The following is a 25701-nucleotide window of genomic DNA, read 5'->3' as shown; positions in this document are numbered from 1 at the left end:
ATCATATGTCCTTGAAATCTTGTTTTACTGTTACTCTTAACACTACTACGTTGTCCATGCGAAATCTGAATTCGGCATATCGAATTGCCGGAGCTATGAGGTTGTCTGGAAATCAAAGAATTTTCAGGACATGATGATCGTAAAGACGCTCATGTATACTGGCGTTCGCGTTAGTGAGCTAATCAACATTAAGCTATCGGACATCGATTTCCATTATTGTCAGATCCGGATCAACAAAGGAAAAGGTAATAAGGATCGGATCGTTCCCTTTCCTCAGACCTTTAAAGAGTAGTTAAATCAGTTGCGACTTCAATATAATGAAAACGCATTCAGGATTATAGTGGTGATATTTTGACATTAATATGTGATATTGCATATTTAGTCGGCATGGGCCCCCTTTTTATATCACATTTATATAAATATTATTAGAAGACTTGACATGTAACCTTGATGTTCTGGTCATGGATACAGCACAATATAGACAATTGTCAACAAAACGGATTATGTCGATGTAGAAGAATTGAACAAGCTTGAGCAACGACTCTGCGCCATGAACCCCTACTCCCAAATTTACCGAACCCACAACGATCGTTTACTATCTTCTAACTCGTCAACAAAATTTATGTTGAGCTAGGTGCCGATTATTATGACCAGCGTCGAAAAGACGTTTTGATCAAACAGTCGCTCAAACGGATAGCGTCACTTGGTGTTAAGGTGAGCGTCGAAAAAACGGCCTAATTCGATGCTTCCACATATAGTTCAAAATAAGGTCCTTTAAAAAACTGATAGAAAAGGGGTCACACGAGAGACACTATCCGCCGCCTGAGACGGTGCCGGCCGCAGGCCAGTTCGGTATTGCTCAGCCGGCCGAAAATCCCTCCCCTGCATACGGCTCATGATTAACCCTCTTATTGAGAGTCACCCTCGTTTTGGTAGAACAATACATGTTCTTGTCCTCCATCGGCAAACGATATAAGTTCTTGTCATTCGCTTTTGACAAGAACTTATATCGATAAAACAAAAAAAGCCGCAACTATGCGACTTTTAAGCATTTAAGTTCATGTCACCCGACAGTTCTTATCGTGATAGTACTCGGTCAGAGGGATACAGGGCTCCTTCTTTGAATCGTAAACAATCAGCTTGTATTTACTAGTCACTCCTTCGGGACAAAATACATGAAAATATGATCCCACTTGCCTCACCGCCATGCTCTTTTTCAGCTTCAATGAAGGCGACGACATTTCAGTCCACTAATCCCGAGCGTCTTCGCCTACAACCTGGTTGGATACAGCATCAATGTAAATCCCTATAGCCCCAATTAACTCGTCTTGATTAGTCTTGAAAGTAACTTTATAAATGTTATTTGATGTCTTTATAGAGTCCTTCTTAAGTGGCACTTGTTCAAATCTCGATTTTTCTATGGAGGCTTCCTTCCAATCACCAATAACAGTTTCTCTTGCGATGTCACCTACTAGTTCCCATGCAATTCTTCTTAACTGATTCCCATCATTAGGTATTCGTTCTTCAGTAGGAATAGTGGAACTTGTAGGCAGTGAAACAGTTTCCTCTGACTCAACTGATTTTAATACCTGAAGATTACCACAGCCGGATAAGAATAAAATCACAAGTACAGTCCCAATAAAAGCTGGTTTCATTAAGTTCATATGTAAACCACCTCTGTATTTACAGACGTTCAATGAGAAGTTATGTTGCATTAACCTGCCCGTTAGCCATCCATGCATCTCTTATGCTGCACCTCAGAGCATGAAAGTTAACCCGTTCTTTCATGGTAGTTGAGCGAAGGGCTGCCACGCGGCAGCCCTTCGGCAGTGAACTATCGTCTCCCGTTAGTTGAATCAACTGCCTTGAGCAATTTCATCAAACGTAACTTGATTTTACAAACTCCTTGTGAAGCGGAATTGCCCCCACAAATCAGCTTAAACAGACCAAAGCCCGCTCACCGAGCGGACTTCACGGTCTTTGTCTTTGTCTTTGTTTCTTTGCTCTTGTTCAGCTGCTGGTACTTCCTCCACCATCGGTCGATCAGGCCATGCCAGCGATAGAATAGGGTGCTTCGAGGGGATCTAAGGATCACTCCGAAATCTGGGTCTCCGTAAACCTCCGAGCCGAGGACATGAATGGAGTCGTGGAGAGAGGACGTCAGAAGAAAACGGCCCAGTTCATCCGAGGACTTGAACGAGCCCAGACGCTTCACCATACGATCCTCGGCTTCCTGCAGCTGGCTGTCCCAGCCGGGAGTGGCTTTGACAGCCAATGGGATCCGGGACCACGCCGTCACTCTTTGGTGATCGAGCCCTTGACCCTTATACCATCGCAGGGCTTTTCTTAAAAACCTTCGATGAAACCGAAGGAACGAAATGCCGTCGCCCGAACGCACATCCCGATTCATATGGCTCATATGCCATCGGGCATGCTCATCCATAAGCCTTTGGGGGAAGTTAGGGATCTTCGCCATATGCTTCATCCTCTTTTTGTATAATACACTCGTTTCTGCATTTTCATATGGGTGCTTCTCTAACATGTATATGTCAGCGTGCTGGCGTTGGCTTGGGCAATTGCCCCCTCCCTGTTATCCCCTACTCCACTTCCAGAGACGTATAGATGATCAGGGTGCCCCAACCCTGCTACCGCTCGGTAAAATCCTTAATGAACACAACGACAACTGACAATCTTACTGGACAACCACTAATTAAACACATTCGAAGGGGCACACAACAATCTGCCCGTTAACACAATGAAGCCACCGATTGCTCGGCAGCTTCGTCCGTTACTTATTTAACTATCGTCTCCCGTTACTTTAAAAGATCTTGGTAATTTGGAGGGAATTCGTTCTTATTAGGTCCTTTAAGATGTTCAAGATTTTTTAGCTCTACCCCAGCAGCCGAGATCCGATAAGTAATAAAAATATCTTCACCGACTGGGATATGTGGGCCAACAGTTGGACGCACATCGAGTGTGATTAATAAATCAAATCCACGGAAACCATTGGTTCTTTCAGTGTGCGTTACATCAACTAAATAAGGATATATATCTGGGGATCCCGGTACTGTAAATACATCTAACTTCTCTTCCATATGCGGTCGTAAAAGCAATACCAGCATATCTTGAAAGTTGTAGTTCCCTCGAGTCTTCAAGTGGCTTCTTACCGACTGCATTACAATAAGTAGGTTGCGTTCCGACCATTGAAAGTAGGATTACAAAGCAAATTAAAACCTTCAAGTGAATTTCCCTCCCATTACCTTATTACATCAATTCACAACTTAATCTGTCCAGGTAAGGGAAGTATATTCATTTGTATAATTTGCCCAATAACTATACTACAAAAAGAGCAGTTGCCGCGGCGGCAAACTGCTCCTGGATTGTTGAACTAAAGTCTCCCGTTAGCGTAACTAATCATCCCTGGCAGGTTTTCGACCTGACATTACCCGTTATAAACAAGGTTTGTTTGTGTAGATTTTCATACAAGTCTCAGCTTTCTTCTTCAAAATGATTTTGAATCGGCGGGCTCGTTTCCCACTCAAGGATACGTATGTTATACTTCTCTGTCAGTTCACCAGATGTGAACAAACTTGTGCTAGTCATGTTGCCTTCTTTTTTTGAAATCAGGGGACTGCTTGGGTAATTCTGTTTGTAATTGCGATCCTTCTCAGGATCCCCCATAAGATATTCGGCGTGGCTTAAGCTAAAAAATATCTCGATTTCCATGTCTCCCTCTTTTGTTTTGACAAGGGTCAACCGATCTGCTCCGCTGCTTTTAAGCTTTAGCTTCCACTTGCGGAATTTTCCAATTCCTTCGTTCCAGCCCATCCCGTCGTATTCGCCAATTATTGTGTCCTTAATTTCGTGGCGCTGACCGTTCATTATATACACGGCGTTTAGAGGAAACTCTGCGTACGTCACAGCCGGTTTTGGCGGTTCCGGATAAACTGAATCTAGAAAGCCAAAGTACTGAACAATCAGCAGCGCTGGTACAACAAGAATCAGCCAATATCGCTTTTTCATCTACGACCTCCAACTTAGTAAAAATGAACTTCTCACTACTTTAATCTATGGTTCCTAGTTGAGCAAACAGCAGCCGAACATAGTGAAGTGGCGGCGGCCGTGCTGCTTAATTATGCTATCGTTCCCATTTAGCTTAATCCTGGAATGCGTCAGGGTAGATTTCAAAACTAGATTTCGTTTCAAAATCAAAAACATGAATAGTAAAGACTTTAGGTATAATAACCTCTACTTGATTTTGATTAGTATACTGTTATTTGTTTGCACATATATCTCTGCTTCCCCTTTTTTCTCGTATATAATCTTACTAATCTTAGGCTTGCCAAAACCATCATATATGCACACCTCAGAACCGCTAAACATCATATTTCCGCCACTTCCAAATCCCCAAGCTTTGGTTTTTGTCCCGGACAATTTAGTAAATATTCCAGCATCATCACACCGTTGCATCTTTGCTGCATCATTGTTAATTTGTACCTTATTAGACCTATGATTAAAAAATAATACTGCAGCGACCACAATAACCAATGAAATAAAAATAATTACCGGGATCTTCAGTTTTATAATATTTTCCTCCTTCTTATTCGGACAAAAATCATCTTCGTATTATTTCCTAATACTATCACGGTTTCCATTTGTTGTTAAACTAAACTGCCCTTTACTTCAACAAAAGCAGCAGCGGATCCTCCGATCTGCTGCAGCTTTTTTATTTGAACTATAGTTCCTCGATAGCTCAATCAAATTTCAATCATAAGAACTTCCAATCATTCTGGTTCAGACTAAAAGTTGTAATTGAACAGTTAATTGCTTATTCAATTGATTCCATATCAAAATCTTGATGGATTTCCCAATTGGTATCACATAAGAACAGATAATATTCATTGGATTGTTCATATTTAGCCAACGCCAACCCTGTAATTAATACTTCCTTTGCTGAGCCATCTTCTTCTTCATAAAACATTTTAGTGATGGTACGATTCACATCATTTTCTATATACATTATCACCCTTGCACCGTCCAATTGAGCAGGTATGTTCATTTAATACCTCCGCCAGAAGAATTATCTGTACGTTTAGATTTCTATTAAATTTCCACGTTATCCTGCCCGTTAGCCATCCATGCATCTATATTTGCACCACAGAGCATTAAAGTTAGTTCGTTCTTTCATGGTAGTTTAATAACTCGATCTGATGCTTTTGGGGATCACGGCCTTGTATAGAAGTTCTTGTCTTGAGCTCACGACAAGAACTTCTATACAAAAATAAAAAAGCCGCAATATATGCGACTTCGATTGTATAAATGTTGTTGTCGTCTGACAATATTGTTTCAAGAGAACTGCAGACGTGCTTCAAGTTCGATCCTGTACTTGCAATCCTCGCAGTAATGCATACCTTTTCGGTTTCGTTTCACTCGGTCGTAAACTTGAGTTCCCTCGAAGACCCCAAACTCTCTTTTGCAAATATAACAGGTCGAATGCAAACGAAATCCGTTTGGTTGGTTTTGCACCGAAATCCCTCCCGCCCATGTGACAAGCTGCAATAAATCTTTGACCTAAACTTGAACATGACTAATTACGAGTTGTTTCATCTAACCGCCTCCTTCAAATGTATACTATACTCATGGCCTATTACCAAGCCCCTTCAACCTTTTCGCCGTTATACATTAAAATAATAAAGGTACATTCCCCTTAAATTTAAGGAAAATGTACCTTTTCCGACTTTTTCAGCGGCCTCCAACTTCGCTCCCTACCCCGACCTTGATTGCCGCTTCACCATCTGCAACCCTACAGCGGCAAGGAGAATCAACCCTTTTACTGAATCGTTCAACAACGCATTCATTCCGACCGCCGTTATGATTTTATCGATCATTGTGAATGACATGGTGCCGAACACGATACTCGCCACTTTCCCTCTCCCGCCGGACATGCTGATTCCGCCGATGACAACGGCAGCGATGGCATAGAGCTCGAAGTTCTGACCGGACGTTGCCGGGTCGAAGGAGGTATCTTTCGCAATCTTCAGGAACGCTGCAAATCCCACCAATGCGCCGCTAAGCAGGAATACCTTGATTCTGGTCCAATGAATATCGATACCGGCTAGCTTAGCAGCGCGCGGATTGCTTCCGAGCGCATAGACACGCTTTCCGAATTTGGTAGAGGACGATATGTACGTGAGAGCCACTGCGATACAGATAAAAATAATGCCAATGACGGGGAGTGTTAGCAATTCTCCATTGCCGAGCTTGAACAGCGCCGAATAGCTGGATAATGATCCGTCCACGCTGTATCTCGTTTCACCCCGCTCATTCATCATATATTGCGAGATCGACCTAAAGATCAGCATCGTTGCCAAAGTGACTATGAACGAAGGCATCAGCAGCCAGCCAACAAGCACGCCGTTAATGAAGCCGCACACCATTCCGAGCAGAATGGCGATGATCAGCCCTGCAAAGATGTTATCCACTTGGTTGTAAACGATAATGGTCAGCCCGCCGACAAGGACGAAGGAGGAGCCGACAGAGAGATCGATATCCCCGGTAAGAATGATGAATCCCATTCCGAGCGCAATCGTCCCCAGAATGGCGCTGTGAAGCAATATATTCGTCATGCTGGTCCAGGATGTATCGCTGCCATTCGTAAACAAGAAGGCAATGAATATGCCGATAAAGACGATAATGTAGTTGTAGTTGGACCACAGATGCTTATAGTTGACGCTCATTCTCCGCCGCACTCCTCTCCTCCGGAACAATGGCGTTTGTCGCATGCAGCATGACGCGTTCTTCGTTGATTTCTTCCCGGTTCAGAATCGCCGTAATGGTCCCGCGATAAAACACCGCACAACGGTCCGCAATTTTCTGAATCTCTGTCATCTCGAGTGTATTGACAATAATTGTTTTTCCTTGCTTGGCCAGCTCGAGAATAAGCTTATATATTTCGTGCTTCGCGCCGATGTCAATCCCCTGCGTAGGGTTGTCGAAAAGAATAAGGTCCGCGTTGGTGCGCAGCGACCGCGCCAGGATGATCTTCTGCTGGTTTCCGCCTGACAAGCTTGTGATCATGTCCCGATAGCTGCCCGCCTTGATTGCAAGCTTTTTTCTCAACTCCTCGTAGGTTTGAAGCTCTCGTTTTTTGAATATAAACTTCTGTCTGGAATGAATCGCGTGCTCGGAGAGGTAAGTATTTTCGAGCAGGTTGAGGTCCGGGATGACGGAGTTTTCCTTGCGGTTGGCGGGCACCATCGCTATTCTTAACTTCATCGCGCTTCGGATGCTGTGAGGCTGGAGGCTTCGGCCGTAGATGAGAAGCCTGCCGCTATGAGGCTGCAATACGCCGAAGATCGTCTGCAACAGCTCCGAGCAGCCAGCGCCTTCCAAGCCTGTAAATGCAATGATTTCGCCCTTCTTCACGGTCAAGTTGACGTTGTGAAACCGCCTGCCGGAGAGCTGCTGTATCTCTACGATTGCAACACCTGCCGTGCGCTCTTCATACCCTACATCGGATGAATACCGTTCCCCGACCATATGTCTGGCGATTTCCTCCGGCGTGGTGTGCTTGATGTCATTCGATACAACCAGCTTTCCGTTGCGAAGCACGGTGAAGCGGTCCGCAATCCGGAAGATCTCCGGCATCTTGTGGGAGATAAAGATGAAGCTTTTGCCGGCATTTTTCAATCTTCGGATAATAAAGAACAGCCGCTCAATCTCTTCGTTGTTCAGCGCTGTGGTGGGCTCATCCAGTATAAAAAGCTTCGCTTCCCCCTGCAGCACCTTCGCGATTTCCAGCAGCTGCTTTTTCCCCGTATCCAGGCTGCCTGCGTATTCCATAGGGTCTATATCGACACCCAGTTTACCCATCAACGCGCTTGTCTGATCAACCATCTCTTTCTTTCGCAATCTGCCGAGGGAACCGGTCAGCTCCTTGCCCAGAAACACATTCTCGTACACACGCAAATCGTTAAATATATTCAGTTCTTGATGAACAAAGGCAATCCCGTGCTGCTCGGCCGACTTGATGCTGTGTTGGGTGATCTCCCTGCCGTCGAAAGAGATCAGGCCGTTATCCTTGCTATGAACGCCAGCCAGGATGTTCATCAGCGTGGATTTGCCCGCACCGTTCTCTCCGAGCAAGGCGTGTACTTCTCCCCGGTTAACGCTCAGACTAACGCGGTCGAGCACAGTAACTCCATAGAACGCTTTGGTGATGCCGTCTATCTTCAGCAGTTCCATATGCCCCCACTCACCTTGTATATTAGGATAATCCGCTCATAAGCACGATCATCTCATGAGCGGTTTATTTACCGTACTATTTCTCTTCGTACGTGCCGAACGCCTTGAAATCCGCTACGTTGCCGGCATCGACGACCTTAACCGGAATGACGTGATCCTGCTCGACTGTTCCTTTTTTCATGAGGAAGTCCGTCATCACCTGCATGGCCTCTTGAATCATAGCCGGATCGTAGGTTACCGAAAAGATATCGAATGTGGACGGGCGTGCTATTGTCTGATGTTTGTCTTTCAAAATTGCATGCATTTCGGCAAGACCCGAAGAGGCGCCCAGTGCCTTCAGCTGCTTCAGAAACGCTTCCTTCTTGCCTACATCAAGGGCTGAACCGTTCAGAGATTCCAGGACGCCGATAGCGATTTCATCATCGTGCGTGAAGATCCAATTCTCCTTGGAGGTATCAAGCTGGGCGCTGCCGAACCACGATTCGAACAGCTCCTTCCCTGTATCGCGGCTCCAGCCGGTGGCTGCGGATTTCACCACTGTCTTGTCGATCTCTTCTTTTGTCCAGCCTTGCTCGCTTAGGTATGTCCTGAATCCGTTCGAACGAAGCTCCGGCACGGAGGAATTGTCTCCGATCATTTCATAGACATAATCGTCCTTGGTGAGACCCTTCTCAACGAATCGCTTAGCCGTCTCATAACCGATGCCTTCGTTATCGCCCTTTACGTTCGAGACCACCTTCTCATCGATCATCGGACTCGTTATGACACGGTCGAATTGGACAAAGGGGATATCTGCGGCCGCAATTTTCTCCAGAGTCGATTGAAGACCGTTATCGTACGGAAGAATAACAATGCCGCCTATGCTGCCCGATTTACTCAAGAGGTCATCCACTTGCTTAATTTGGTTCTCCACATCCGTCGCTGCAAACACCTTGACTTTGAATTTCTCCTTCACCGCATCGTCCTTATTCAGCTCATCTGCCTTCTCCTGTGCGTAAGTCAGAACAGCCCCCGTCCAACCATGATCCGCGCTCGGCACCATGACGGCAATTTCCTTCCCGGAGCCGTCGCTCGTGCAGCCGGCTAGTCCCAACCCGGACAGCACCAGAATAGCGAGCACCAGCATTACTGAAACTCGATTTCTAATCATACCAACCCTCCATTCTTGATATATTCCCTTTGGTCTCAATCAAGTGTATTCGTGTACAACTACAATCATGTCAGAGTGATAAGGGGGATTGTGGTTTCCTAAATCGTGCTTTTCGGCATGGTCTAACAGGTTGGTTTCCGGCAAGTTTGAAGGGCCACCCTATAATGGATGGCCCTTTATTGACTACTATTATAATTCATGAAATTTGTTGAATGACTTGCAAGATTTTCTTCTTCATGACTGCATCGTCTGTTCAGATGTTTCAAATTCAATAAACATTTCTCTTAAATCTCCTTTGATTTTCAGTATTTCGTCCACTCTCCCCACAGCCATTACCGTGCCGTCCGAAAGGAGACCAACGGAAGCCGATGACCCGCCGCTATGGTATTCTTTGGCCACCGTTTCATTTTTAGCGCCGTTTCCGGCGAAGTATGATACATAGTTCACTTCACTCCTCAAAACAATGACCTATCAATAATAGGTGTCATACCCCTTGCAACTTTGCAAGTAGCTCACCTTTAATATATTTCACTAATTCATTCAACTATCCTCCCTCTATGGAGAATCACTTTGCTCTTCAATACTCACGTTTTCTTAGAATATTGTCCTAGTTTGCTCACTGCAGATAACATTTCAGTGGAACATAGTTGTAGATGATGCAGTTTATGGGACTAGCAAAGGCGAATAAAAGTATCCACCTAGACCACCTTCTGTAAAAAGTGGTTACTCCGGTAAAGTATGGTTGCATCTTTGGATCTCCACATGGGCTCATGGTGGTCAACCCTCCCACATCTCGCAGAGTCTACGCTCCCACATTCCTTCATTCAACCTGTCCATGAGGTGGAGGTCAGATATGCTGCCCGGCAGGATCTTCGTCCGTATGGATAGTGCCGTTCCGACTCATCCGTGCTTTTTGTTATCTAGTCCTTCGTTAGGTCATGTTCATTGGAAAACGTTTAGTTAAGCTGCCAATATCAATTCTTCATTTCGAGGGATGTCATGCATCATCTTCTCTTCCTTAAACTCATGCCCCTTCTTCAATATGCCGAATAGGATGCGAATAAGTTTGTTACATAACGCAATGAGAGACTGCATCTTCTTCAACGGATTTTTCGACCTTTTGGTGTAGTACTCGTGCAACGCTCGGAATGCTGTATTTTTAGCAACCAACGGCATCATCACTCTAAAGAGTAGGGCACGAAGACGTTTCCTACCTCTTTTTGTTATTCTGGTCTGTCCTGTATGTGTGCCCGATGAATTTGTTTTCAAATTCAATCCAGCCAACTTCGTTATTTGCTTTGGATGATGGTACTGGCCAATGTCTCCTACCTCTGCTAGAAACCCAGCGACGGTGTCTCTACCAATCCCTTTAATGGCCAACACTTGCTGTACATGGGGAATCTTTAAAAGCAGCTCATCTAGCTTTGCTTCCAGCTCCTCAAGCTTACTATGGAGAAATTCATATTGGGTCAACAACAAGTGCAGCTCCATCTTGGCTAATTCTGGTCCTTGTTTTATGCCGACAGAACGGCTGGCTGCTGCCTTCAGATTCCTTATGCGGCCTAGTCCAAGCCCACGCTTTGCAACTTCTCTCAGATGCTTTAACAACTTCTCGTCTGGTACAGAAACAAGCTCATGCGGCAGAAGCTGAAGGCTTAGCATTTGAAGTGCTGATACGCATTCCCAATCTTTAAATACTGTGAGGAACTCTGGAAAGTACCGATCCAGCCAGTTATGGACGCGCGCTTGTACAACACAAAGGTCAGTTGACAGGTGTTCGCGAATTTTCATCGCTTCCCGCAGTTCGGCATAAACGCCTTGGGGGAGGCTTACGGGAGGTCTCACTGCGGACACTGTCTGATAGAGTGACCTCGATTTTCCTCCTAGCAACATTAGCTCTATCACGATAATCATCATCAAATCGTTGCTCGATAAACTCTGTTCCTATAAGCAAGGTCACGGCTTCCTCTATCGTAAAACTAATCGGAGGTAGAAAATATCCCTCCATTAAGGTATACCCTGTGCCTGTAGTGCCTGTAATCGGCACGCCTGCTTCGCTGAGCGCCTGAATGTCGCGATAGATGGTCCTCACGCTGGTTTCAAAATTAGACTGGCGTGGGCGTTAAGCTAACTGGCAGAATTGAAAATCCTATCAAGGAAAACATTTACTAAAGGGAACATGCGTTCTAATATAGAATGATGAGCTTAATATTATCTAGGAGTTGTTGTAGGTTGATTAAATTGTTTCAATATAATTGGACGGTTAGAAATGAATGGTTTGAATTATTAAAACAAGTACCATCGGAAGAGTTGTTGCTTAACCGCACAGGCGGACTAGGTGGTATTCTCAAAACAATCTTTCACATTTTAGATGTGGAATATAGTTGGATTCGTGGAATACAAGGTAAGCCTGACATCCAAGTACCATTTGAGAACTTTCAAACACTCCTACAAGTAAAGGAACTTTCGGATTCTTGGCTCGAAGAAATACTTGCCGTGCAAGGGTCTGCCCGAAGGGAAGGTGTTCTCGAAAGAGAAAAACCGCCCTTGCACGGCAAGGTTCTGTGTGGCTGGCTAAATTGACGGATGCGTTACACTATCGGATTTGGCGGTGAAACGGTCAGGCGCATGCTGTTCGCGTAAACGGTTTGTTCGGCTTTGCATTGGTTTTGACTTCTTGGAATTGCAAAAAAACCAAGAACCCTTATAGAATAAGGATTCTTGGGTTTTCGAGGTTTGGTTTGGTCGGAGGGATTTGACCCCTGACATCTGCTGGGTACTATTCCCTTAAGATAGAGATAGTGTTATTACATGCTACTATATATTCGATTCTTCAATGTTTCTATTGATTTATGGTTCTTGGAATCTCGTCGTTATTCAGTGCTCCCCACGCGCATAATATCCATGAAGGGCAGTTTGGTTACCTCTCCGTTTTTCTGCACATGAACAAGTTTCGTCCTGGCATCCATCGCTACGATCCATCCTTGCACCGGCTCAGGTCCTAAGTTTTAATATGCTGAGTTCTAAACTTTATCTACATTTCATTATCTAGATTTAAGTTTATCTGAATTAGCGGTCATTCGCGAAAGATCAGCTTTTTATGAGTCTTGACATACTTCCGGTTTTTATTTCAAGAGATCAAATCAATGATTTGTCTGATTGCTTTTTTGGCTTCTGGAATCGGCAGCGCAGGAAAGACATGGTTCATTTTTGGGTATTCGTAGTAATTGATCATGACACCTTCCTTTTTAGCTCGGTCTCTAAACTTTCGCGCATCAGCTAACAGCAACTCATGAGTTCCGATAAATAAGGAAATTTCCCCTAAGCCTTGTATATCACCGTTTATTGGGCTTAAAAGATACTGATTCGGGTCTGTGTCACCAGCATATAGTTTTCCGATAATGGCGAGTCCATATGAACCTAGCATGGCATCATTTTTCTCGAATTTCTGAATATCTGGATTCGACAATGTGATATCTAACCATGGAGAAAGTAATATAATTCGACTCGGTTGTGGTAGATCTTTTTCCTTTAACAATTGAGCTAATGCTAACGCAAATCCACCACCTGCCGAATCTCCCATAAATATAATATTTTGCGGAGAGGTTTTCATTAACAGCTTTTCATAAATGGGGAGTACTTGATCATATGATTCATGATACTTGTGAAGAGGGACTTTTGGATAGACAGGTACAATCATGGTAGCATGGCTCAGGTCTGTTATTTTACGCATGAATTTCCAATGTGCACCCAGAGGCTGATTTACATAACCTCCACCATGTAAATAAATAATATATTTTTCATTGGCTTGTTTGTTTCCTTGTAAAATATAACAATCCTTCCCATACGAATGTTCCATCGCAATATTCAGTTTCTGTTGGATTCTTCTAGGCAAAATATATGGTTTTGCATTCTCGGTTCGCTTTTGTTCGAGGAATTTCGCAAACTTCACTTTGTCTGAATAACGTTGTTTTGTACCTCTCATTAATAAAATATATTCTACCAGTTTGCTCCGTTTGCTTCGCTTCATCTCAAAAATCCTCTCTTATTGTACTTTACATACATCTTCAAGCGCTTATCGAATTTATTTCATCAATTCGTTGCTGAAATAGTTTAGTATCCTGAACACCAGAGATATGCAAGCCTTTAGGCATCGAAAAGAATCTGAATTTTATTGGGCATTGCCGCCGTAAGCATTCACAGAGTCATCCGCCACTCGCCTGCATCATGCTGCCGTCGCCATAGCCGGGCATACAGGCCATTCGACGAAAGCAATTCGTCATGGCGGCCTTGCTCCACGATCCGCCCATGATTCAGAACAACAATCCGGTCGGCATGCTGTACGGTTTTGAGCCTATGAGCAACGACGATGACGGTTCGGCCTCGAACAAGCCGATCGATCGCTTTCTGAATCTCCGCTTCGTTCTCGGGATCGAGTGAAGCCGTTGCTTCATCGAGGAGAATGATCGGCGCATTTTTCAGCATCGCCCTGGCAATGGAAATTCGCTGTTTTTCACCGCCCGACAGTGTGTTTCCGCCTTCGCCAACCATCGTGTCGTAACTGTTTGGCAACTTCAGGATAAAATCGTGACAACAAGCAAGCCGCGCCGCTTCCTCGATTTCCTCGTGCGTTGCGTCGCTTCGTCCGAACCGGATATTGCCTGCAATCGTATCCTGAAAGAGGTACACATCCTGAAACACCATGGATACTTTGTGCAACAACGCTTCCGGGTCCATGGCACGAATATCCTCCCCGCCCATTGTCACCATTCCCTTTACTGGGTCGTAAAAACGGGCAATGAGCCGAAGAATGGTACTTTTGCCGCTGCCCGAAGGGCCGACCAATGCGGTGAAGGAACCTGCCGGCATGCTTACGCTCACGTCTCGCAAGACCAGTTGATCCAGATAGCCAAACGTAACCTGCTTCAATTCGACATCATGATCTGCAGGGGGCTGCCGCTCTCCTTGCATGACCGGCTCCCGTAAGAGCTGCACGATACGTTCGCCCGCCTGCTCGGAATAGCGAAACTGCGCATAACCGGCGAGCGCTGTCGTCAGCGGATCGAAAATTCGGGTTCCGATGATTAGGAAGGCTACGAACGTGATAACATCCAGGCTTCCGCCGAGAAGCAGATGAATGACCATCAGGGTAACACCGGCACGAACACAGGCAACCGCGCTCAGTACAATCGGCCCCAATATTCCCTTCGAGGCGGATGCTCTTCCGCATCAATACCCTGAATGACAGTTCAAGCCGGACAAAACGTTCTCCGGTCAAGTTATAAGCCTTGATCACCCGGATACCGTTCAAGTATTCTTGCAGCCGGTTGGAAGCATCGATCTTGGCCCGTGTTTGCTGCGAGCCGAGTTTGCGCTGGATACCCGACGTCAAGAGCACCAGCAGGATTGCCACCGGCAGCGCCGCGAACAGGGAAAGCGCCAGACGCCAGTCGAGGAAAGACAGGCCAATCAAGGCCAGAACCGGCATGACGGCGGCCCCGATCATCTGCGGAACCAAATGGGAGATACCGTGTTCCAGCATCGCAAAATCGCCCACCATCATATTGGCCAGGTCGCCTGGATCTCGCCTGTTCAGGTAACCTAGCGACAACTTGCGCAAATGCTCGGCCAGCCGTGATCGTCCGTCCGCTGCCGCGCTGTATGCATCGCGGTATTGGGCACGATAGGCGGGATTTTCACATGCGAACAAGAGAACAAGCGAAACCGCCAGCCCCCCGCACACCCACCAGAGCCGTGCCGTATCGAGCTGGATATCGGGATGGACAAACGGGTTAAAGAATCTCACTGCTTCCACCAACAGCGCAAAAGGGATTACGCCCGCCAGATTGGCAACGGTCGTGTAAAAAACAGGTTTGATCAACGAGCGCGGATTATCCGCCGTAATGTTGCGCAGCATGCTCATGTTCAGCGTCCCCCTCCCCTTTGCCCATATGCCATTGTACTGCATGTCTATAGGAACGCCACATGAGTCCGTACAATCCGTTTACCGAGATGAGGGCTTCATGCCTTCCCCGTTCGACGATTCTCCCGCTTTCCATCACAAGAATTTGTTCCGCATCTCGAATGGTGGACAGGCGATGAGCGATGACGATGACCGTCTTGTTTTTTATCAACGCTTTCAACGCCAGCTGCATCTCATGCTCGTTCTCCGGATCGGCAAACGCCGTCGCCTCATCGAGCACTAGGATGGGAGAGTTTTTCAGGATCGCTCTGGCCACGGAGATCCGCTGTTCTTCCCCGCCGGACAAATAGACGCCTCCTTCTCCAATCAACGTGTCATACCCTAGCGGAAGGATCTCGATGAACGCATGACACTGCGCCGCCTTCGCCGCGGCGTACACTTCTTCCGGCGACGCATCCGGCCGCCCGACCGCAATATTGTTGTACACGGTATCGTAAAACAAAAACGACTCCTGAAACACGAATGCGACGGTGTTCATCAGATCAGGGGTCGCAATTTCGCGGATATCCACATTGCCGATGCGGATCGCTCCCGTGTTTACATTCCAGAAACGAGGCACCAGATTGGCCACGGTCGATTTGCCCGCTCCCGACGGGCCAACGAGCGCTGTCACTTCCCCTTGGCGAGCGGTAAAGGAAATGTCCTTAAGCGCATCGTTATCCGCAGGCTCCGTACCATACGAAAAAAAGACATGATCGAATGAAACATCGAATGAAGTCGGCCGCCTCGGACGCTCAGGCTCCGGCACATGCCCTTCCGCCAATATGCGGTCGATGCGCTGAACGCCCTCGTTAATATCCCTGAGCGTTTAAGCCAGGAACATGATTTTAAACATCGGAGCGTATATGCCTGGCGCCATGACCAGGAAAAACAGCAGGACGGAGGCGAAGGCGACGCTGCCCGGATCGCGGCTCAATAAGAACACGCCGACAGGCAGAACAAATGCGGCAAGCGAGCCGAGAATTACCTTAAAAATCAAATATCCGTATTGAAACTGATCCGTTAATTTCACACCATAGTCACGGTAGCGGATCATGTCCTGATAAAACTGGCGAAAAGACTGCACGGTTTGCCCGAACACCTTGACGGCTGGCATCCCCCGCACATACTGGACGGCAGAAGCATTCATCTGTTCCAGCGAATCATGGCAAAGCTTGAGGTTTTCTTTCGTCCTCGTTCCGCTGATCAACGCGATCTGAACCGCAAAAGCGAGGACAATCGGCACGACGCACGCAAGCGCCAACCAAACATTCAGCGTAAACATCACGGCGATCATCAGGACCGTGGTCACAGCAACATGGACGAGATCGGGCAAATGATGAGCAATGAACGTTTCCACTTTCTCCACGTTTTGTTCCAGCGTTTTCTTGACGGCTCCCGTCGACTTACCGTTCAGCCAACCAAGCGGAAGCTTGCCGATATGGCCGGAAAGCTTGACTCTGAGACCGTAAAGAATACGAAAAGCGGCGATATGAGAAACCATTCCTCCCGCATACATCGTAACCAAACCGGCCGCTAAGCCGATTAAAGCGATAACGCCCCAACGGATCATCTTCGCTCCGTCTGCCAAAGCCGGGGATGCTGCGTGTTCCAGCAACTCTTTCAAAATGAAAAAGACGGAAGCGTAAGGCACCAGCATGCAAACGGCGCTAAGCGAAGATAACAGGCCGGAGACCATCATCAGTCCGCGCTTCTCTCCGGCGATTTCCAGTAGTCTGGTGACTCCCGTTTTATTTGTCATTGCTCTCCCTCCCATTGCGTTTGGTTCAGGATGTCGCCGACGGCCAATATTGAACCTTCATCTGCAACGCTAGGCTGAATGGCTGTATCGTCTTTAGCGGGGCGTTTGAGTGTGGTCGCTAAAAATAGACCCGCTACAGCAAGTATAGCAATCAGAATGTAGGAGTTATGGAAGGCATGCGTCAGTGCATCGGGCAATGCAGCCTCACCCTTGCTTACATAATGACTTGAACGGCTGACAAGAAAAGTTGTAAGTCCAGCTATTGCGAATGAAGTGACAACCTGTTGGGATGCGCTTGTCAGCGAGGTAACTCGTCCAACCAGTTCGCGAGGCGCCGTTTGAATCAAATGAGTATTCAATGCAATGTATGACAAGCCCATTCCGATGCCGAGCAACATACGGGGAACGAGAAATGTCCAAGGGCTATTGCTCGGATCGATCAAGGAAAAAAGATAAGCGCCTGCAGCTACGAAGATCAAGCCGCCGATCACTAAAGGTCTTGCACCGATGCGATCGAATAGACGTCCGCCAAACGGTATCATGATTCCGGCGGCAAGCGCTTGAGGCAGTGTCCAAAAACCCGCTTCGAATGCACTCATCCCCATTAACTGCTGCATAAAATACGGCACAGCGAAAATAATGCCGAACATGGCGAATTGCAAAGTCCACTGAACGAGAATCCCGCGGGTAAATTGCGAAGATCTGAAAACCCTCAGTTCCAGCAAAGGTTCTTTATTACGTCTAAGCTCAACGATGGCGAACAGAATCAGGGCGACCGCACCGACAGCAACACCGGTGACGGTTTTGACCGAATTCCAACCGGACCCTCCTTCGCTCAGTCCGTAAGAAAGGCCGCCAAAAGCGAGCGGTGCCAGCAAGATCCCCAGGAAATCCAATGAGGTCGATGCCTTCTTCGGCAAATTCGGCAGCGCCAGGATACACGTAATAACACCTATGATTCCGATGGGCACATTAATCAGGAATATCCATTCCCAGCTCACATAGTCAACCAAATAACCGGATACAATCGGTCCGAGCGCAGGCGCAAGCAAAATCGGAACACCCATCAAGCCCATGATTCTGCCTACTGACTCAGGCGGACTGATCCGATAGGTCATGGCAAAAGCAATCGGCATGACCATGCCGCCGCCCAAGCCTTGCAATATTCTGAAGAGGATTAGCTGCTCTGCCGTATTGGCAAAGGCACATAAGATGGAGCTGGCTGTGAACAAAATGATGGAAATAATGAAAACCTGCTTGGGACCGAACCGGTCGGACATCCACCCTGCCAATGGAATCACTGCTGCCTGTGCAAGTGCATAACCAGTAATCGTCCATTGAATGAGGCTTAAGGAACTTTTGAAATCATCTGCGAGAACCGGAATGGCCACATTCACGGCAGTGGCATCCAGAATAACCATGAACATCCCGATAATAATGGCAATAAGCGGTGCAATAAGCGCACGTAATGATGGTTTTGAATCGGGAATGCTTGCTTTAGAATTTGCGGTCATAGCGAACTCCTCCAAGCCTTTTTGCTTTCCTGATACCCATTTTCTGATTCCGGTATGTTCCTTATCGAAGTATTCGCTCACTCCGGCAGGTTGACGGTAGCGCTGCCGATTTCAAACGGTGAAAAGACGCCTTCATAGGCGAGGTGCGCCGACATCCCGACGGCGGCGTGGTCGAGATTGTGGCAGTGATCCATCCAGATGCCGGGATTGTCGGCAATGAAAGCAACCTTATACGTTTCCCCTGGAGCCACGTTCAGCGTATCGGCGATCCACGGACTGCCCGTAACGGCCTTGCCGTTGCGGCTGAGCACTTGGATATGGTGACCGTGCAGATGCATCGGATGATCATCAAAGCCGCGGTTCACGAACGTTATTTTTACAAGTTCGCCTTCGCGAACCGTATGCATCGGCGCATCCGGAAAAACATTACCGTTGATCGTATGCACAAACGTAAACTTCCCATTATAAAAGCCGAGCCGATTGTCGAATACTAGCTTGTAATTTCGGTCATACCGGGTATCGAGACCGAACTTCGTCTTCGCGGGCGTTCCATAAGACGCGGGATCGAATATCGGCCCCTTGACGGCGTCCGGCGGTATTCCCTCATTCGATGGGCTAATAACGAGAACGTTGCCGTCATGGGCAAACGGTCCGGTTTGCCGTGATATGCCTACAACCGTATTCGGCATAACGAACGTCACATCGTATCTTCCTCCGGCCGCCAAATCCAGACGGCTGTCGGTCATATCCTCCGGTTCATGAATGTCGGTGCCGTCAATGGCCGCCACTTGAAACGGAACGCCCGAAATATGAATCGGGGCACGCATATTTCCCGCATTCACGAACCTCAGTCGAACGAGAGTTCCGGGTTCCGCAATTTTGCGCTGAAGCCGGTTCAGTTCGCCCAAGGAAACGGACGTTCCGTTTTCCACCTGCCAGTTGTGCAAGACGACCGCCATATCCGCCGTTTTGTACGGCAGCGTTGTGTCCGGTTCCACTATGAAGACGCCATAAAGTCCCATTTGCACTTGTTTGGACGATTGCTGGTGGGAATGATACCAATTCGTCCCCGCTTGCTCGGCAGTGAAACGATATACGTGCCTCTCTTGCGGCATGACGGCATCTTGCGTCAATCCCGCGACTCCGTCTTCACTGTTCGGAACATCAACACCGTGCCAATGGTTTGTAACGCCTTCATCGATGTCTTTGTTGATCAAGGTGACCTCGACCAATTCCCCTTGATTCACTCGCAATTCCGGTCCGGGAATTTGACCGTTGTAGGTCCAAGCTTCTTTTCTTTCACCTGAAGGCAGCGTAATCATCGTTTTTTTTGCTTCAAGGGTAAACGATCGGTCGGGGGTCCTGGTTCTTGGTCCGGTCAATTCGGTGACGTTCACGAATTGCGGTGCGTTACCGCCGGTATGAGCGTGCATATGATCGGCCATGCTCATCCGCTCTGGCAAGCGGCTCGCCTTCGCTCCGAACATAAACCCGACTGCGGCAACTAGCACGACCGGCAGTAAAACTCCGAATTTCCAGGATATTCGTACTGCGAGCGTACCCGTTTTCGGCGATCCGGTTACGACGAAATGGCAGTAACTTCTTTTTTGGCGAATCCATAGCAGATAGACGACCATCGCATAAACCGACCAAACAGCAATTACCGTTCCGATTTTTAGCGGCCATTGTGCGATAAAAAAAGCTTGAACCGCCGCCGCAAGCGAGCCGACAAACGAAACAAGGACCGGGAACACCCAGCCTGGCGCGGCCGCCGCCAAACGATCTTGAACCGTCAACGGTTCCTTTGATGCTTTAACCGCTGCCGCCCGAATGGCCTTTGCCGCCGGTATCGAGAACAACACGATCGCCGCCGCGGGGATCGCCACCATCGGCAACTGCATCGTCACTTTATCTTCGACGAACCACCCGGACGCCCCCAGGAGAACAACCACCGTCGCTTTGACGAAAAAGGCCAGTCCACTTATTCCCGTCCAAATGAGCGACGACCGCAAACGGGAATACTTGCCTTTCGTAGGCGCCCGATAGGCTCGGCTCGCATGCCAAGCGGCAATCCCCCCAAAAAATTGGAAACAATATGGTCATCGCAAAATTGACCATCAACCACAGCATGAACGATTTCCTCCTCGTGGATTTATCTTTTCTGATTCGATTACGCAACCGATACTACGCGACCTATGTGAACGTAATATGAACAAAATGGAAACAAATGTAAAAAAGATGAACGGATCGTTCACCTTTTCGTTCGCTCGGGTTTTCGATTGTGTGACGGAGTTACATGGCTGGCAGAAAGACGGTTACCGCCGTGCCTTTTCCTACAGCGCTGTCGATCTCGATCGAGCCGCTGTGTAATTCGACAACGCGCTTGACGATCGCGAGACCAAGTCCGCTTCCCCCCGCTTCGCGGTTGTGCGATTTATCGGCCATATAAAAGCGCTCGAAAACGCGCTTGCGGTCTTCTTCGGCGATTCCGATTCCCGTATCCCGAAAGACGACTCCGATTTCACCGTTTCCGGACTGAAGCTCGATGGAGATGTCGCCGCCTTCGGGCGTAAATTTGATGCTGTTGCCGAAAATATTCAGCCAAACCTGGCTCAGAAGGTCTTCGTCCGCATGAATCGTCGTTTTCGGAAGCACGAGGTGAATATTCAAGCGTTTCGCCGCCCATTGCGGCTCTGCGGCTACGACAATACGGCGCAGCTGCCTGTCAAGCCGAACGAGCGACGGATAGAAGGGATAATGGTTCGAATCGATCGTGGCCAGTCGGAGCATGTTCTCGCTCAGTCGGGACAACCGCATACTTTCCTGCCGGATAATGTTCAGATAGCGTAGCTGCTCGGCTTCATCAAGACCGTCTTTCTGCAGGATGGAAACAAAACCCGAAATGGACGCCAGCGGGGTTTGAATTTCGTGGGACACGTTGGAAACGAACTCCTGCCGCATCCTTTCAACCTGGCCGATCTCGTGGGCCATTTGCTGAAATTGCTTCGACAAGACGCCTAATTCATCCTTGCTCTTCGTCTGAAAAACGATATTATAGTCTCCTTTGGCAACTTTTTGGGTCGCGGCCGTCAATGCCTTTAAGGGCTTCACCACTACTCTCGTAAAGAGAATGAATTTGAAACTGCCGATCGTGAGCGCAATCAAAATGAACGAACCCATAATGGTGAATAGGAGATACATACTGGAGCTTTCCGGATGGATGACGAGCGCCAGCGGCTCATCCGCCGTTCGCAAAGGAAAACCCATTTGCAGGCTCGTCGGCAAGGGCAGGACGGACGCGCGCCTCATGACTTCGGCGCCGCCCCGGACGAGTCGTATATCGTCATCGGTAAGGTTGGGCTTGCTTGTCTGGCCGTACGCGTAGCGCAATCCGATCCGATCGTAGATCCACAGGGATACCTTCATCTCTTCGGACAACTGTTTCAGATAATGTCCGCGCTCGGTTGGCGCCAATCGGGAATAAACATCCGCAATCAACCCGCTTTTCATCGCATACTCGTCCCGGATGGATTGCGTGACTTGGTTTTGAAACAAAGATACGGTGATCGGAATGGAGAGTCCAAAACCTACCGCTAGTGCAACGATAAAGATCAATAAAATTTTGAAGTTGATGCTCTTAATCATAGCTTTCGGTCTCCAATCGGTATCCGAGACCGCGAACCGTTACAATGCGAAACAGATGGGTATAGGCGGCGAACCGCTCCCGCAGCCGCTTGATATGAACATCGACCGTCCGCTCGTCCCCATCGTGGTCGAATCCCCATACCGCTTCGATTAACTGCTCTCGCATAAAGATTTGGCCGGGATAGCTTGCAAGCTGATATAACAGTTCGAATTCCTTGAGCGGCAAATTCCAATTAACGTTACCGTCCGAAACGGTTCCCCGAAGCCGATCCAGCTTGAAGCTGCCCAATATAACCCTCTTATCGGCCGCAATACGGTACCGGCGCAGCACCGCTTTGATTCGGATCACCAGCTCCTGCGGGTCGAAGGGCTTGACCAGGTAATCGTCGGCGCCCAGGCCGAATCCTTTCACCTTCTGACTCGTCTCGTGCTTGACCGTAATCATGATTATGGGCAGTTCGGGGTACAAAAGCCGCAGTTCGCGGCACAAATCCCACCCGTCCATGACAGGCATCATGATATCAAGCACAACCAAATCCGCCGGTGAGCTTTCCATTTCTGCAAGCGCCTCTTTGCCGTTAACCGCGCCCCGGACATGATATCCTTCGTGGTTTAAAACTATTAAAATCATTTCCAACATATGCGCATCATCTTCGACTACAAGAACACTTGTCATTGCTTATGCCTCCTTACTAAACTAGTAACCATGGTGTACATCTGTAGAATTACACAATGCCACGCGGTTGGGCTCCGGGCCTCTTGTAATAGCTTGTTCTAACTTCTTGTTTGCAAACTGTTGCACTCTAACGGGTCCTCCACAACTCCCCCACCATTGTTGAGAATCGCAAAAACATCACGATATTCCCCCATTTGATAGCAGGCTGCTGAAATCCCCTTTGAGTCTACATCCTCAAAGGTCTGCAACCCTTCCGTTTCCATTCGGACAGCGACCAAAACACTTTCCAGCATTTCTTGTGCGAGAGCAGTAATCACGGAATTTTTGGAAGGAAAGTACAAATAAAAGGTTCCCTGAGCCACGCCTGCTCGTTTTACAATTTTGGAAACTTTGGTTGCTTCCAATCCATCCTCGGCTAAAACTTCGCTCACTTTTAAGAGTTTTACGGCCCGAATACGGCAGGCTATGTCCTAATTGTTGGAGTAGCTGTTCGTAAAAAGTATTCTCATTAATACGTGTATCTTGCTCACATCTAAATTTCAAAATAGGCAATTCTTCTCCGAAATCTATTGGCAATTCTTTCTCTAAGTAACAAGCTCGATACTGGCTTCACCGATACGAAGGATTAGAGAAGGAGAAGGAGAAACGCTGCCAGGTGGATCTACAGTGGCAAGAGGTACAAACTGTACGGGAGAAGTCTTTGGATCTGGAGTAGCTGAGGATGATACACGCTTTATTTTGTACAGCCAATATTTCAATTGTTCGACAGAACAATGATTTGCGGAGCACCAAGCTTTCATCGTGAGGCCACTTGCCCGATAGGCTGCGATACGTGTGTGCCAATCTTGTCTGCGTTGTTCTTTGGCATTCATGAGTTACCCTCCGTATTCAGGTTAATCTCATGATCTCATAGCTAGGTTAGTAGTTGAAGGTGTGGAGAGTTTGACGCTTACATTTGTTGAAGAATGGAGTTACTTCGTTATTCTAGCTTTCCATAATAAAATCCTTTGATGAAAAAACACTAGTTTTATCGAATTATGTTGAAAATCAATTTTTAAAATGATAGTGGTTAGTTCGACAAAGGCATTGATTAAATGCTGATAGACAAAGACAATAATGAATAAAGTTTAGACTCATCGATAAACAAAAGGAGGATTCAATGAAAATAATTCGAAATGCTATTCGATGCAAACATTGTCATAATGAAGTTAGTTCAGAAGATAAAAATGATTTTAGAATTTGCAAGTGTGGGAAAGTCGGTGTGGACGGAGGTTATGATTATTTAAGACGTATAGGCTCTTTAGATGATTATGAAGAACTGTCGGAATGGAAGTAAATATTACACAAGCTGCCTCCAGCTATAAGGTTGGCGGTTTAATGTCAATTTCCAATAAAGTAGGGAAAAACCCTATAAATATAAGGTTTTTGTAGTGGGGAGCTTTATGTCAATCTACACCACATTATATGAGTTGTTTTTTCCCTTTTAATAATACTATGTTGATAATAGACAAATCCGGCTGCCCCTTTTGGGCAGCCGGATTTAGTCTGATTGGTGCTTACTGGATAGTCTCAGGAAGCTGTTCCGACTGAGAATCAAGATGTTCACCGGACAGATATTTATCAAACGGGATCCACCTTCAAGAATAACCAGTTCTTTCGGTTCGTTCCCAAATTTATGAATTTCTTCACTTTGCCAACGTGTACCGGCTTTGCTTCCAGCAACCAACAAGAGCGGCTGGTTTAAGAACGTGCTGATTTTATCGTCAATTGCAGTGAATGCCATGATTTTATCAACGCTCGTAAACAGGAACTTGTTTACAGAGTTTGGATGCTGTGCTCGTGGTGTTCTGTAGTATTCGTGCCCTTCTGCGGTTTCCGGATCGGTTTCCTCATCTACCTCATTCGGTACATAAGCGAAATAAGCCGGTTCAGCACCATTTGGTTCAGCGGTACGTTGCTTAGCGACGGCCTCAAGCGTACCGATTACAGAAGATGCCGGACCTCCACCCGTCCATCCTTCACGGAATGTCCTACCCATGTCTGCCGCGCTGACACCAGCAACAGCATTAATACGGTAGGTATTTGTTAGCGTAATGATTCTATTAAACTCCACTAATTCTACTGAAGGTTTATCCATATCTGATGTTGATTCAATAGAATACATTACTATTGAGGGTATGGAGACCCTCTAAATTTAAAATAAAGGAGAAGGCGATACTATGAAAAAAACTCGCAAACCTACTGCGAAAATCCTAAAACGCTTAGTACTGCGTACTTCAGCTAAAAGTGGCGGTAGTAAAGGAAGTAAAAGTGGAACGAAAGTGTTAACAACAGGCGTCTTAAATACTGCTGTCGGCCAAACAGCCGCTCACATTGAAGTGGCGAACTTTAGTGCTACTACATCAGCGGAAGTGACGGTTCAGGTCTATGATTGGAATAGTGGATCTCCAGTTATACTATTGAGCGAGAATGTAACCCTTCCACCACTTTCTCATACTGCTATTTCACAAGATGTAGAACCTTTCCATTATGAAGTTAGGATTATTTATCTTCGTAATGATAACGTAATCGCAAATACTTTCGCAATCAATGGAGATACCTCCACAGTCCCAGGGTTAACCTTTAATCAAGATCAACTGATGAGAATTAGTTCTCGGAAACGTAAATAAAGTAAATGGCAGCTTGGTATTAATGTAAGCGTAAAATGACCTCCACCTTGCTATGTAAGCGTCAAACAGCCCTCAACTT

General features: G+C 47.0%; 21 protein-coding genes and 4 pseudogenes. 4 read left to right on the top strand and 21 right to left on the bottom strand.

The window, feature by feature from the left end; translation table 11 throughout:
* Positions 1 to 76 precede the first annotated feature (76 nt).
* A complete protein-coding gene (locus J2T14_RS00225) occupies positions 77 to 292 on the top strand; it encodes a tyrosine-type recombinase/integrase (RefSeq protein ID WP_307468545.1) in 216 nt (71 codons plus the stop codon).
* Positions 293 to 1250: 958 nt separating this feature from the next.
* Here the strand turns inward: J2T14_RS00225 and J2T14_RS00220 are convergent.
* From J2T14_RS00220 to J2T14_RS00170, 11 genes and pseudogenes are all read right to left on the bottom strand, one after another.
* A complete protein-coding gene (locus J2T14_RS00220; RefSeq protein WP_307466594.1) occupies positions 1251 to 1664 on the bottom strand; it encodes a hypothetical protein in 414 nt (137 codons plus the stop codon).
* Positions 1665 to 1957: 293 nt separating this feature from the next.
* On the bottom strand, positions 1958 to 2476 hold the full coding sequence (locus J2T14_RS00215) for a hypothetical protein (protein ID WP_307466592.1): 519 nt from the start codon (positions 2474 to 2476) through the stop codon (positions 1958 to 1960).
* A 337-nt stretch (positions 2477 to 2813) separates the two neighbouring features.
* Entirely contained in the window at positions 2814 to 3155 is a 342-nt protein-coding gene (locus tag J2T14_RS00210) for a DUF3888 domain-containing protein (RefSeq protein WP_307466591.1), read from the bottom strand.
* Positions 3156 to 3489: 334 nt separating this feature from the next.
* Entirely contained in the window at positions 3490 to 4023 is a 534-nt protein-coding gene (locus tag J2T14_RS00205; protein ID WP_307466589.1) for a hypothetical protein, read from the bottom strand.
* An 805-nt stretch (positions 4024 to 4828) separates the two neighbouring features.
* Positions 4829 to 5059 carry a hypothetical protein gene (locus tag J2T14_RS00200; protein WP_307466587.1) on the bottom strand — a complete coding sequence of 77 codons (231 nt, stop codon included), beginning with the start codon at positions 5057 to 5059 and terminating at the stop codon, positions 4829 to 4831.
* A 706-nt stretch (positions 5060 to 5765) separates the two neighbouring features.
* Positions 5766 to 6737 carry an ABC transporter permease gene (locus J2T14_RS00195; protein ID WP_307203412.1) on the bottom strand — a complete coding sequence of 324 codons (972 nt, stop codon included), beginning with the start codon at positions 6735 to 6737 and terminating at the stop codon, positions 5766 to 5768.
* A complete protein-coding gene (locus tag J2T14_RS00190) occupies positions 6721 to 8244 on the bottom strand; it encodes a sugar ABC transporter ATP-binding protein (RefSeq protein WP_307466586.1) in 1524 nt (507 codons plus the stop codon). The genes J2T14_RS00195 and J2T14_RS00190 overlap by 17 nt, the downstream gene beginning before the upstream one ends.
* A gap of 76 nt (positions 8245 to 8320) precedes the next feature.
* On the bottom strand, positions 8321 to 9394 hold the full coding sequence (locus tag J2T14_RS00185) for a substrate-binding domain-containing protein (protein ID WP_307466585.1): 1074 nt from the start codon (positions 9392 to 9394) through the stop codon (positions 8321 to 8323).
* Between the two features lie 234 nt (positions 9395 to 9628).
* Complete coding sequence (locus J2T14_RS00180; protein ID WP_307466584.1) at positions 9629 to 9841, bottom strand: hypothetical protein; 213 nt, start codon at positions 9839 to 9841, stop codon at positions 9629 to 9631.
* Positions 9842 to 10354: 513 nt separating this feature from the next.
* A pseudogene (locus J2T14_RS31075) lies at positions 10355 to 11224 on the bottom strand (transposase); the annotation flags it as partial.
* Positions 11225 to 11227: 3 nt separating this feature from the next.
* Positions 11228 to 11498: pseudogene (locus J2T14_RS00170) on the bottom strand (helix-turn-helix transcriptional regulator); the annotation flags it as partial.
* A gap of 128 nt (positions 11499 to 11626) precedes the next feature.
* Between J2T14_RS00170 and J2T14_RS00165 the strand changes: the two are divergent.
* Positions 11627 to 11977: a DinB family protein gene (locus J2T14_RS00165; RefSeq protein WP_307466582.1), complete on the top strand. Its 351-nt coding sequence runs from the start codon at positions 11627 to 11629 to the stop codon at positions 11975 to 11977.
* Positions 11978 to 12524: 547 nt separating this feature from the next.
* Here J2T14_RS00165 and J2T14_RS00160 read toward each other — a convergent pair.
* From J2T14_RS00160 to tnpA, 9 genes and pseudogenes are all read right to left on the bottom strand, one after another.
* Positions 12525 to 13424 carry an alpha/beta hydrolase fold domain-containing protein gene (locus J2T14_RS00160; protein WP_307466579.1) on the bottom strand — a complete coding sequence of 300 codons (900 nt, stop codon included), beginning with the start codon at positions 13422 to 13424 and terminating at the stop codon, positions 12525 to 12527.
* Between the two features lie 167 nt (positions 13425 to 13591).
* Positions 13592 to 15317, bottom strand: a pseudogene (locus tag J2T14_RS00155) (ABC transporter ATP-binding protein).
* A pseudogene (locus J2T14_RS00150) lies at positions 15286 to 17118 on the bottom strand (ABC transporter ATP-binding protein). The pseudogenes J2T14_RS00155 and J2T14_RS00150 overlap by 32 nt, the downstream one beginning before the upstream one ends.
* Positions 17115 to 18632, bottom strand: a complete 1518-nt coding sequence (locus tag J2T14_RS00145; RefSeq protein ID WP_307466577.1) for a DHA2 family efflux MFS transporter permease subunit — start codon at positions 18630 to 18632, stop codon at positions 17115 to 17117. The pseudogene J2T14_RS00150 and the gene J2T14_RS00145 overlap by 4 nt, the downstream one beginning before the upstream one ends.
* 77 nt (positions 18633 to 18709) lie before the next feature.
* Entirely contained in the window at positions 18710 to 20644 is a 1935-nt protein-coding gene (locus tag J2T14_RS00140) for a multicopper oxidase family protein (protein ID WP_307466575.1), read from the bottom strand.
* A gap of 280 nt (positions 20645 to 20924) precedes the next feature.
* The gene (locus J2T14_RS00135; protein WP_307466572.1) at positions 20925 to 22277 is read right to left on the bottom strand and encodes a sensor histidine kinase; all 1353 of its coding nucleotides are present in this window, start codon (positions 22275 to 22277) and stop codon (positions 20925 to 20927) included.
* Positions 22270 to 22953: a response regulator transcription factor gene (locus J2T14_RS00130; RefSeq protein ID WP_307466569.1), complete on the bottom strand. Its 684-nt coding sequence runs from the start codon at positions 22951 to 22953 to the stop codon at positions 22270 to 22272. The genes J2T14_RS00135 and J2T14_RS00130 overlap by 8 nt, the downstream gene beginning before the upstream one ends.
* A 98-nt stretch (positions 22954 to 23051) precedes the next feature.
* Positions 23052 to 23357, bottom strand: a complete 306-nt coding sequence (locus J2T14_RS00125) for a TetR/AcrR family transcriptional regulator (protein WP_373458084.1) — start codon at positions 23355 to 23357, stop codon at positions 23052 to 23054.
* A gap of 180 nt (positions 23358 to 23537) precedes the next feature.
* Entirely contained in the window at positions 23538 to 23825 is a 288-nt protein-coding gene (tnpA, locus tag J2T14_RS00120) for an IS66 family insertion sequence element accessory protein TnpA (RefSeq protein ID WP_307466564.1), read from the bottom strand.
* Positions 23826 to 24112: 287 nt separating this feature from the next.
* Here tnpA and J2T14_RS00115 point away from each other — a divergent pair, with 287 nt between their 5' ends.
* Positions 24113 to 24289, top strand: a complete 177-nt coding sequence (locus J2T14_RS00115; RefSeq protein WP_307466561.1) for a DUF7695 domain-containing protein — start codon at positions 24113 to 24115, stop codon at positions 24287 to 24289.
* Positions 24290 to 24493: 204 nt separating this feature from the next.
* Here the strand turns inward: J2T14_RS00115 and J2T14_RS00110 are convergent, their stop codons facing one another.
* Positions 24494 to 25090, bottom strand: a complete 597-nt coding sequence (locus J2T14_RS00110; RefSeq protein ID WP_307466557.1) for a hypothetical protein — start codon at positions 25088 to 25090, stop codon at positions 24494 to 24496.
* Positions 25091 to 25172: 82 nt separating this feature from the next.
* Between J2T14_RS00110 and J2T14_RS00105 the strand changes: the two genes are divergently transcribed.
* Positions 25173 to 25622 (top strand): hypothetical protein, encoded by a 450-nt coding sequence (locus J2T14_RS00105; RefSeq protein WP_307466555.1) that lies wholly within the window; start codon positions 25173 to 25175, stop codon positions 25620 to 25622.
* Positions 25623 to 25701 lie beyond the last annotated feature (79 nt).

Source organism: Paenibacillus harenae, from assembly GCF_030812415.1.
In the GTDB taxonomy this organism is placed as follows: domain Bacteria; phylum Bacillota; class Bacilli; order Paenibacillales; family Paenibacillaceae; genus Pristimantibacillus; species Pristimantibacillus harenae_A.
This window is presented reverse-complemented; position numbering and strand designations above follow the sequence as displayed.